This window comes from Frigoribacterium sp. AC759 (assembly GCF_979256015.1).
This window is the reverse complement of sequence record NZ_CEEDMT010000223.1, coordinates 1-231: the sequence shown is the minus strand read 5'-3', so window position 1 is coordinate 231 and position 231 is coordinate 1. Positions and strand designations below refer to the sequence as shown.

At 71.9% G+C, this 231-nt stretch carries 1 protein-coding gene; it reads right to left on the bottom strand.

Annotated features, from left to right (window positions below):
* A partial coding sequence (locus ACZ6JE_RS15745) for an iron chelate uptake ABC transporter family permease subunit (protein ID WP_464319561.1) occupies nt 1–231 on the bottom strand: 231 nt, incomplete at both ends.

The following is a 231-nucleotide window of genomic DNA, read 5'->3' as shown; positions in this document are numbered from 1 at the left end:
GGAGGAGGCACGTTGTCACGGAGCTGAGGGCGTAACCGGTGCCGATGCCGACCAGCACGCAGCGATCGGGTAGCAGCCCGCCTCGCCAGGCCAGCAGTGCGATGAGGGCGAAGGTTGCCAATCCCGCGCTGACGGCGCACACCACGAGCAAGGGCCGGCCGCCGACACCGGACGTGCCCACCACGACCGCTCCGAGCCCTGCCCCGGCGGTGATGCCGAGCAGCCCTGGCT